This window comes from Thermaerobacter subterraneus DSM 13965 (genome assembly GCF_000183545.2).
GTDB lineage: Bacteria > Bacillota > Sulfobacillia > Thermaerobacterales > Thermaerobacteraceae > Thermaerobacter > Thermaerobacter subterraneus.
Window position 1 is genome coordinate 211,595 of the sequence record NZ_JH976536.1, and the last position, 9,977, is coordinate 221,571.

The 9,977-nt window shown below is 75.4% G+C and carries 6 protein-coding genes and 1 pseudogene; 2 read left to right on the top strand and 5 right to left on the bottom strand.

Going from position 1 to position 9,977, the window contains the following annotated elements:
* Positions 1 to 114 precede the first annotated feature (114 nt).
* Both THESUDRAFT_RS13110 and bshC read right to left on the bottom strand, forming a co-directional pair.
* A pseudogene (locus THESUDRAFT_RS13110) lies at positions 115 to 636 on the bottom strand (IMPACT family protein); the annotation flags it as partial.
* On the bottom strand, positions 533 to 2,728 hold the full coding sequence (gene bshC, locus THESUDRAFT_RS11145) for a bacillithiol biosynthesis cysteine-adding enzyme BshC (protein WP_423219092.1): 2,196 nt from the start codon (positions 2,726 to 2,728) through the stop codon (positions 533 to 535). The pseudogene THESUDRAFT_RS13110 and the gene bshC, both read right to left, overlap by 104 nt.
* A gap of 201 nt (positions 2,729 to 2,929) precedes the next feature.
* On the opposite strand from bshC, the gene THESUDRAFT_RS11150 reads away from it, so the two are divergent.
* Together THESUDRAFT_RS11150 and THESUDRAFT_RS11155 are read left to right on the top strand one after the other, a co-directional pair.
* Complete coding sequence (locus THESUDRAFT_RS11150; protein WP_006904895.1) at positions 2,930 to 5,197, top strand: DEAD/DEAH box helicase; 2,268 nt, start codon at positions 2,930 to 2,932, stop codon at positions 5,195 to 5,197.
* The gene (locus THESUDRAFT_RS11155; RefSeq protein ID WP_006904896.1) at positions 5,194 to 6,894 is read left to right on the top strand and encodes a ribonuclease H-like domain-containing protein; all 1,701 of its coding nucleotides are present in this window, start codon (positions 5,194 to 5,196) and stop codon (positions 6,892 to 6,894) included. Before THESUDRAFT_RS11150 ends, THESUDRAFT_RS11155 begins: the two co-directional genes overlap by 4 nt.
* Positions 6,895 to 6,916: 22 nt before the next feature.
* Here the strand turns inward: THESUDRAFT_RS11155 and THESUDRAFT_RS11160 are convergent, their stop codons facing one another.
* From THESUDRAFT_RS11160 to THESUDRAFT_RS11170, 3 genes are all read right to left on the bottom strand, one after another.
* On the bottom strand, positions 6,917 to 7,765 hold the full coding sequence (locus THESUDRAFT_RS11160) for a polysaccharide deacetylase family protein (protein ID WP_006904897.1): 849 nt from the start codon (positions 7,763 to 7,765) through the stop codon (positions 6,917 to 6,919).
* 73 nt (positions 7,766 to 7,838) lie between these two features.
* A complete protein-coding gene (locus THESUDRAFT_RS11165) occupies positions 7,839 to 9,404 on the bottom strand; it encodes a D-alanyl-D-alanine carboxypeptidase family protein (RefSeq protein WP_006904898.1) in 1,566 nt (521 codons plus the stop codon).
* 162 nt (positions 9,405 to 9,566) lie between these two features.
* Positions 9,567 to 9,977 (bottom strand): DUF4115 domain-containing protein (locus tag THESUDRAFT_RS11170; protein WP_006904899.1); only part of this gene is annotated, 411 nt, incomplete at its 5' end.

Here is a 9,977-nt window from a genome sequence, read left to right on the forward strand (position 1 = left end):
CCCGTGCCCGGCGGGTGCCGCAGCGGACGCCCGGCGGGGACGGTAGGCGACCTCCCCCTAGGGGCACCTGCGGCGGTCCCGGACCGGCAACACCCTGCCCCCCGCGGGGCCGCCCTACGCGGGTTCGACCGCACGGTACTCCCACGGCCCGGGCTGCCAGGAGGCCTGTCCGGCAGACCGTTCCCGCGCCTGGGCGGGAACCTGGGCCTCCAGATCCTCCGGCACCCACAAGTCCAGGGAGACGCCGGTGCCGAAGGACTCGTCGAGGATGGCGATGGCCTGTTCCTCCAGCCAGGCCCGGACCGGGCCGTAGGCCGCATAAGGCAATTCCAACCGCCCGCGCCGGCCCCGCCGGTAGGTGACGGGCCCGGCCGCCTGGACGGCGGCGGCGCAGGCACCGGCATAGGCCCGCACCAGCCCTGCAGCCCCCAGCTTCACCCCGCCGAAGTAGCGGGTGACGAGCACGGCCACCTGGACCAGGCCCGCCCGCTCCAGGACATCCAGCACGGGACGGCCGGCGGTGCCGGAAGGCTCACCGGCGTCGCTGCACCACCGCCACTCGCCCCGGAACCCCGCGATGAACGCGGGCACGTTGTGGGTTGCCCGGGGGTGACGGGCCCGAACCTCTTCCAGCCAGGCCTCGGCCCCTTCCCGGCCCGCCACCGGGGCCACCCGGGCGATGAACCGGGAGCGCCGGATCTCCAGCTCCACCTCGGCCTCCCGGGTCACCGAGCGGAAGGCGGGCGGATCCGCCGCCGTGGCCGGCCAGGTGGGCGTGCCGCCCGGGCCCGGCACCGCCGCCCCGCGCCCTGTCACCGCCCGGAGCCCCCTGCCGGTCCCGGTGCCGGCGCTGCACCCGGCTCCCGGCCGGCGGCAGGGCTGCCTTCCGCCACCCATGCCCGGGGGCGGCTGGCACCGGGCTGGCGGTACGACCGGCGCCGGAGGCGCCGCTGCCACCCGCGCCGGAGGCGTCGCCGCCGCCTGCGTCCGGCGGGCCGGCGTGACGGCCTGCGCCCGTTGCCCGTTCCGGCGGCAGGCCCGGAGCGTGGGCTGGCGCGGCGATCGCCGGCAGGATGCCGGGTTCGTCCCCGGGGGGATCGAGGAACACCAGCTGGTGCCCTCCCGGCCAGGGCGCCCGCAGGAGGGATCGCAGCCAGCGCTCGCCGTAGCGCATCAGATAGGGGAAGACGTTGTGCACCCTCTCCTGGGGCTGGCCGGCAGGGCGCAGGCTGCCCTCCAGCCAGTCCAGGTCGCGGCCCGCCTCCCGCTGGCGCCGCCGGTGATGTTGCCAGGTCTTGCGGTGCAGGTAGTCGACCTGCATCAGGATCCGGCCCAGGTTGTCTTGGCCCAGGGAGCGCAGCTCGGGCCGCACCCGCTCCAGATCGTCCAGCAGGGCGGCGTAGAGGTCCTTGAATTGTTGCCTGAGGGAGGCGAACCGGTCGTCGATGCCCACCGGATCCAGCTCCTGCAGCACCCGCCGGCGCAGGCCCGCCGGATCGGCCAGCACCTCGCCCACGGTGGCCCGGTACCGTCCCAGCCGTTCCACCGCCGCCGGTTCGACCAGCGTGAAGCCGGGCCGGGGCAGCACCACCGGCATCTCCAGGCCGAACAGGGGGTAGACATCGCCCAGCTGGGCCAGGTAGAGCGCCTCGCCGGGTCCGACCACGAAGCCCACCACCGGCAGGAGCCAGTCCTGCACCAGGGGACGCAGCACCACGTTGGGGCTGAAGGCCTCGGGCCGGCGCTCCAGTTCCCGCGCCAGGTCCGCCGGGCTGAAGGCCAGCCGGCCGTGCCGGTCGGCGAAGCGGCCGTCCTGCCAGAGCAGGGCGGCCCGGCGCCGCCCATCGAAGTAGAACAGGTTGGTATGGGCGGGATCCACGTCCAGACCGGGCCGGTAGCCCCGCCGCTGGAGCCGCTGGGCTGCCGCCGCCAGCTCCCGGTGGATCGCCTCCCGCCGCACCACCGCGCGCTGGAACAGGGGCCGGCTCAGGCGCCGCAGGACCGAATCCATAGGATCCAGGATCACCAGCCCGTCCCGGGAGAACAGGCGCGCCAGCAGGCGGCCCACCCACTGGCCCAGGTTCTGCGAGCGCTGGCGCGCGTCTTCCAGCACTTCGACCACCGGGTGGCCCGCGGGAACGCCCGCCAGGCGTGCCATCTCCGCGATCAGGGCGCGGGCGGCCGGCACCAGCGGCAGGGTGCCTACCGGCGGCTGGCCGCCGGCGCGGGCGGCCGGAAAGGGCAGCGCCAGCCGGTGAAGCCGGCCGCGGTCGTCCAGCAGGTGGAGCTGGTTGCACTCGGCCAGGTCGTGGTCCTCGGTGGCCAGCCAGAACACGGGGACCACCGGCCGGTTGAGGGCGCCGGCCAGCCGTTGCGCCCACCGGATGATGCCCAGCGCCTTGTACACCGTGTAAAGCGGCCCCGTGGCCAGGCCCGGCTGCTGGCCCCCCACCACCACCAGGGCCCGCGGATCGGCCAGCCGGCGGGCGGCCTCGAGGGCCGGTTCTTCCGCATCCAGGGCCGCGTTGTAGGCCGCCAGCGCCTGGGCCACCGCCTCCCGAGGCGGCCGGTGGGGAAGCCGCTCCAGGACCTGGGCCCGGCGGGCGAAGGCCGACTCGTCCTGGGGGTTGTAGTGAAAGAAGGGACGAACCCGCTCGAAATCCCGCTGATAATGAACGAAGAAATCGGGATATACCCATTCCAGCTGTTCCAGGGGCTGAATCTGCACCGGCCGGTCCCTTCCCCTCGTCAACATTGGTCGCCCCCGCCGGTCTTGGGGGGCCGCCTTCCCCTTCTTCGCCGGGGGCGGGGGGAAGCCTGCCCGCCGGCCGTGACCGGCCCCGGGGGCCGGCTGCGGGGTGCCCTGGGCGCCACGGCGGCAGGGAAGGCGCTCCCGGCAGCGAACGGATATTCGCTGGAGGTGGCCTCCGTGCCCTTGAACCTGAGCCAGGTGCTGGACCAGCTGCGCACCGACCCCGCCTGGGTCGCGGGGATCCAGGCCTGGGAGGTGGAACCGGCCTGCCCGGGCCGCTTCGTACCGCCGCCGGAGGCCCTGGACCCGCGGCTGGTGGACTGGCTGGACCGGCGTGGGATCGCGCAGCTCTACAGCCACCAGGCAGAAGCCGTCGCCGCCAGCCTGGCCGGCGAGGACGTGGTCGTGGTGACGCCCACCGCCTCCGGCAAGACCCTGTGCTACACCCTGCCCGTGCTCCAGCGCATGCTGGAACGGCCGTCGGCCCGGGCGCTGTTCCTGTTCCCCACCAAGGCCCTGGCCCAGGACCAGTATGCGGCCCTGCAGGAGGCCATCGACCAGCTGGGCCTCGACCTCAAGGCCTACACCTACGACGGCGACACGCCCGAAGCGGCGCGGCGCGCCATCCGGGCTGCGGGGCAGGTGGTGATCACCAACCCGGACATGCTGCACGCGGGCATCCTTCCTTACCATACACGCTGGGTCAACCTCTTTGAGAACCTGGAGTACGTGGTGGTGGACGAGCTCCACCATTACCGCGGCGTGTTCGGCAGCCACGTGGCCAACGTCCTGCGCCGGCTCTTCCGCGTCTGCGCCTTCTACGGATCCCGGCCGCGGATCATCGCCTGCTCGGCCACCATCGGGAACCCCGGCGACCACGCCACCCGGCTCTTGGGGCGGCCCGTGCGGGTGATCGGCGAAAGCGGCGCCCCCCGCGGGGAGCGGCACGTGATCGTGTACAACCCGCCGGTGGTCAACGCCCAGCTGGGCATCCGGCGCAGCGTGCTGCAGGAGGCGCGCCGCTGGGCCGAGCGGTTTCTGAAGAACGGCATCGCCACCATCGTCTTCACCCGCAGCCGGCTGTCGGTGGAGGTGCTGCTCACCTACCTGCGCCGGGCCATGGGCGAGCAGGGCCACCGGGTGCGGGGCTACCGCGGCGGCTATCTGCCCAACCAGCGGCGGGAGATCGAGCGGGGGCTGCGCTCGGGGGAGGTGCTGGGGGTGGTGGCCACCAGCGCCCTGGAGCTGGGTATCGACATCGGGTCCCTGCAGGCGGCGGTCCTGGCGGGCTACCCCGGCAGCGTGGCCAGCTTCTGGCAGCAGGCGGGGCGCGCCGGCCGGCGGCACGGCGGGGCGGTGGCGGTGCTGGTGGCCTCCTCCAGCCCCCTGGACCAGTACATCGCCCGCCACCCGCGCTTTTTGCTGGACCGGCCCGTGGAGGCGGCGTTCATCCATCCCGACAACCTCTACATCCTGGTCAGCCACATCCAGTGCGCGGCCTTCGAGCTGCCCTTCCGGGCGGGCGAACGCTTCGGCGACCAGCCCGTGGACGACGTCCTGACCTTCCTGGAAGAGCAGGGCCTGGTCCACCGGGCGGGCGACCGCTGGCACTGGATCAGCGACACCTTCCCCGCCCACGAGATCAGCCTGCGCTCGGCGGCGGAGGAAAACGTGGTGATCATCGACACCAGCCGGGGAGCCCGGGTCATCGGGGAGGTCGACCGCTTCTCGGCGCCGCTGCTGGTCCACGAGCAGGCCATCTACATCCACGAGGGGCAGCAGTACCAGGTGGAGCGCCTGGACTTCGCCGAAAACAAGGCCTACGTCCGGCCCGTCCAGGTCGACTACTACACCGATGCCCACCTGGCCGTCGACCTCAAGGTGCTGGACACCTTCGCCAGCCGCCCGGCTCCCGGCGGGACCGCCGCCCGGGGGGAGGTGGCCGTCATCGCCCGGGCCACCCTGTTCAAGAAGATCAAGCTCTTCACCCACGAGAACGTGGGCTGGGGCCGGATCCACCTGCCGGAGCTGGAGATGCACACCACCGCCTGCTGGCTGGCCCTGGAGGACGAACCGGCCGGCCTGGATCCGGCCGCCCTGCAGGCCGGCCTGCAGGGCATCGCCCACCTGCTGGGTCACCTGGCGCCCCTTTACCTGCTCTGCGACCGGCGCGACCTGGGCACCGTGGCCCAGCTGCGCTCGCCCTTCACCGGCCGGCCCACCCTGTTCCTCTACGACAGCTATCCCGGCGGGGTCGGCCTGGCCGACAAGGCGTATGACATCCTGCCCCTGCTCTGGCAAGCGGCCCTGGAGGCCGTGGACGCCTGCCCCTGCCAGGGAGGCTGCCCCGCCTGCGTGGGGCCGGAGACCGAGAGCGGGCCGGGCGCCAAAGCCGCGGCCCGCCGGCTGCTGGCCCGCCTGGCCGGGGAGGCGGTGCGGCCGTGAGCCGGCTGGAGCAGTTGCGGGCCCTGCGGGCCGCGGGCCGGCTGGTGCTGAAGGCCCAGCCCCAGGCTGCGCCCGCGGACGCGGGAGAGGGAGCGGACGCGGAGGAAGGGCCGGCAGGCGGCGCGGCCGGCGGGCGGCGGGCTGCCGAAGGGGGCGGTGCCGCCGGCCCGGCCGGGACCGGCGGCACGGGCGACCCGCAGCAAGCCGGCCGCCCCGCCGGGAGTGGGCCAGCCGATCCCGGCGCCGGTGGCCGTCCGGCGGCGCCGGCCGGCGGCCGCACCAGGGACCTGGACGGCGGCAGGACAAGCTGGCGGGAGGCGCCGGATCCTCCGCCTGGATCCGGCGGCCCCGCTCCCGAAGCGGCCGGCCTGCAGGCCATTGAGGGCGGGCACGGTACGGTCTGGCGCTGGCAGGTGGTGTACCCGGCCCACCACCGCCACGGCCACGGTCATCCCGCGGCATGGTTTGCGGACCTTGGCCGGTCCCTGGAGGTGCTGGCCGCCGTGGCGGGCCCCGCCGGGCGGCGCCAGGCCGCCCCTCCCGGTCCCGGCCAGCTGCTGTTCCTGGACCTGGAGACCACGGGCCTTGCCGTGGCCGCCGGCCACAGGCCCTTCCTGGCCGGGCTGGCCTGGTTTGGTCCGGCCCCGGCCGCCGCGGACGGCGGCGAACCTTCGCCGGCGGCGTACCGGGCCGGCACCGAAGGACGGGCCGGGGCAGCCGCCGCGGCCCCCCGCCGCCCAGACCCGGTGCCCGCCGGCGGCACCCCGGCCGCGGCCGGTTACGCTCTCTACCTCGAGCAGTACCTGGTCCCTGACCTGGAGCCGGAGACGGAAGCGGCATGGCTGGCTGCCCTGGCCCGCCGGGTGGAGGAACGGCCCTGGCTGGTCACCTTCAACGGCCGGGGTTTCGACTGGCCCATGCTGGAGACCCGGTGGCAATGGCACCGCCGCCCGGCTCCGCCCCTCAAGGCCCACTTCGACCTGCTCTACCCCGCTCGCCGCCTGTGGGCCGGCCCGGGATCCCGGGTCAACCTGCGGGCCCTGGAGCACCGCCTGCTGGGCTTCCTCCGCACGGGCGACATCCCGGGGGCCGAGATTCCGGGGCGGTACGGCCAGTTCTTGCGGGGCGGCGGCCCCGTGGACCTGCTCACCCCCGTCCTCCAGCACAACCGGCTGGACCTGCTGTCCCTGGTGGGTCTAGCCGCCTGGATCGGCGCCTGGCTCGCGGTGGGAGCCGCCACGCTGGAGCGGTGGGACGAGGCCCTGGCCGGAGGCCGGGAGTGGGAGCGGATCGATGCGTCCACGGCCACGACCTGGTACGAACGTGCCCTGGCCCTGGCCCCCGGCCGGGCGGCCGTGACGGCCGTCGCGCGGCGGCTGGTACCCCTCTACCGGCGCCAGCGCCGCCTGGCCGAGGCCGCGGCCCTGCTGGCCGCCCTCTGCGACCCGCAACACCCGCTGGCTCCGCTGGACCCCTGGGTCGACCTGGCGGAGCTCTGGCTGCGGTTGCGGGACCTCCCCCAGGCGGCCCGGTACCTGGCCCAGGCGGAGCGGCTCTGGCAACGGCGGCAACGCTTGTGGCGGGGACAAGCCGGCTCGTCCCGCCCCGGCCTGCCCGCGGGCCCCCTGGGTCACCGGCTGGAGCGGCTGCGGCAGCAGCTGGCCGGCGGCGGTCAGGACCAGGCGCGGGCCCTCTGAGCGGCCCGCTTGTGGCCGGTTTTCAGGGCGCCGCCGGGCCGGCCTTCCCCAGCAGTGTGCTCAGGGTCACCGGCCGGAGGCCCCGCTGGGCCAGCTGGTCCAGGACCCGGGGCAGCGCCCGTGGCGTCTGGCGGGCAAAGTCGCTGGCCTGAAGCAGCAGGATGTCGCCGGGGCGGGCCTGCCCGGCCCGGTAGGCGATGTAGTCGGTGCCGGGGTTCATCCAGTCCTGCAGGTCAAGACTCCAGAGCACCGGCCGCACCCCCTGCGGGGCCCGGCCGGCGGGCCCGCCGGCCGGGCCGGGGGCACCGGCCGGTTCCAGCAGCCCCACCTGGGCCGGTCGCACGTAGCGGACGGGCTGCCCGGCGAGCCGGGCCAGCCGGGCCGCTTCTTCCTGCAGCCCCGGATCGGCGCCGCCCGCTCCCGGGCGGCCGCTCCTCCGGCCGGGGCCGGGACCGGGCGGCCCGCCCTCCAGAGCCGCCCCGGGCCGGAGCGGCTCGCGCAGCGCCACCTCGTGACCCGCCGCCACCATCTGCCGCACCAGGTCGGGATGCCCCTGCGCCCACAGCCCGGTGACGAAGAAGGTCGCCGGGGTGCGCCGCCAGGCCAGGGTGTCCAGCACCTGCAGGACCACCCTCTCGCCCTCCAGCACGTCGAAGGTGAGGGCCACCTGCCGTCCCTCCTCCGGACCCCGGGTGACGGCCGCCCTCTCCCCGCCGGCGGGTGCCGCCACGGGCCGGCCCGGACCCGCGTCCATGCCGTCAAGGGGTGGCCGTTCCCAGGGCAGGGTAAGCCGCGCCAGTCCCAGGACCGTCGCCAGACCCGCGAGGAAAAGGAGCCACGTGCGGCCTGAACGGCCCAGGGTGATGAACACCCCGCGTCCCCCCTCGTACCGTGGTTCCGTTCCGGCCCCGGGCCGCGGTTCCGTTCCAGGCCCGGGCGCCGCCTTACCAGGGCCACCAGCGGCGCCACCACGGTGCAGGATCCACGCCGGCCGCCGCCACCACCGCGGTACGGGCCAGGGGCCACCCGTCGAGCACCAGGGACGCGGTGCCCAGGCGTTGCCCGGCCGCCACGGGCGCTTCCACCTGCCGGGCCAGCTCAAGGACCCGCCGGACCCGGGGCACAAGGCCCGGCGGCACCAGGGCCGTCAGATCGCCCGCCAGGCGGGCTTCCACCGCCGGCTGGCGCCCGCGCGCCACGGCCACCTGCCCCACCCCGTCGCCGGCGCGGCCGCCCTGGGCCGGTGCGAACTGGTCAAAACCCCACTCAAGCAGGGCCCGGCTGTCCGCCCAGCGATCCCCCGAATCCAGCACGACGGCGATCAGGCGGCGCCCCTCAAGCTCTCCCGAGCTGACCAGGCACGGTCCGGCCGCGCCGGTCGTCCCGGTCTTCACCCCGCGGATCCACTCGTGATACCAGAGCAGCCGGTTGGTCGACGAGAGGATGCGGACCCAGTCACCGTCGCCGCGGCAGAGGACCTTCTCGGGCTGGCAGACCAGGCGGGCGAAGTAGTCGTTGGCCAGGGCGTAGCGCGTCATCACGGCCAGGTCGTAGGCGGAGGTGAAGTGGGCCGGGTCGTGAAGGCCGTGGGGGTTCGTGAAGTGGGTGTCCCGCAGGCCCAGGCGCAGGGCCGTCTCGTTCATCAGGCGGGCGAAGGCCGCCTCGCTGCCCGCGATGTGCTCCGCAATGGCCACCGCGGCGTCGTTACCGGACTCCAGCATCAAGCCCCACAGGAGTTCCCGCAGGCTGTACCGCTCGCCGGCCACAAGGTCCATGGTCGACCCTTCAGTGGCGGCGGCGTGCTCGCTGACCGTGACCACGTCGTCCAGGTTGCCGAACTCCAGGGCCACGATGGCGGTGAGGATCTTGGTGGTGCTGGCCGGTGCCCGGCGCTGGTGGGGGTTGCGGGCGAAGAGGACCTGGCCGCTGGCTTGATCCATCAGCACGGCAGCCGCCGCGTCGATGGACGGCGGTGGCGCCACCACGCCGCGCCACAGGGGTGCCACGCCCTCCGGCACCGGGGAGGGCGACCCCTGCAGCGCGTCCGCGACCGCCGCCCGCCGGGGGGACCGGCTCCCGCTCCCGCCCGCGGCCGGCACGGTGGCGGGCCCGATCGCCGTCCCGGGCCCGCCCGCCACGGTGCCCAGGGCCGGTTCGGGCTCCACGGGAGCCACGGCACCCAGGGCCGGCTCGGGCTCCACGGGAGCCACGGCCGGCCGGCCCGGCCACAGGTCGGAGGCCCGCGCCGGCGCGGGCAGCGCGGACACGGTTCCCACCAGCAGCAGGGTAAGCAGGGTAAGGAGGACCCGAAGCGCCCGCAGCCCCCGCCACAGCACCACCGGCCGGCCGGCATCCGGCCGCCGGAGCCCGGCCGCGGGCCGGCGGCGGCGCAGCCCCTGCGGGGTCCGGATCGCCGGCCGGCGCGCCCCACCGGCCGCCTCCACAGGTGCGGAAGGGATCGGGCCCGGGATGTCCGAGCCGGGCGGCGACGAAACACCGGCGTGCCTCACGGTGCCTGCCTCCCCAGGGGGTTGCTCCCGCCCCATGGGTATGGCAAGCCGCAGCCGGCTAGACCGGTCGCCGCCCGCCCGCGCCCGTCGTCCTGGCCCGGGGCGGTGGTTCCACCGCCCCGCGGGCACCCGCCCGTGGTTGGCCTGCCCCGCCAGGTGCTCTTACGGGGCCGGCTCCAGGTGCAGGTTCAGCGGCGACTGCTCGTCGGGAACGTCCAGCTCCGTGTCGCCCAGGTGCAGCGCCAGCCCCCGGGGATACCCCACCCGGATGACCAGGCCCTCACCCAGCGGCACCGCGTGGCGCTGCCCGGCCTGCATCAGCTGCTCGAAGACCACCTGGCCACCGGCATCCCGCACCCGCACCCAGACCCGGTCCAGGGCCGTCAGGGTGACCTGCGGCCTCTCCCCCGCCGGTCCGGCGCCGGGGGACCCGGCCCCCCCGGGCGGCGGGGCCCCGCCGCCCGGCTCCGCCAGGCGGATCGCGAAGTAGACGTCGTTCCCGTCCCGCCGCACCATGACCTGGGGCGTGGGCGGCTGGGACGCCGGCGGTTCCACGGGGGTCTGGGGCCCGGC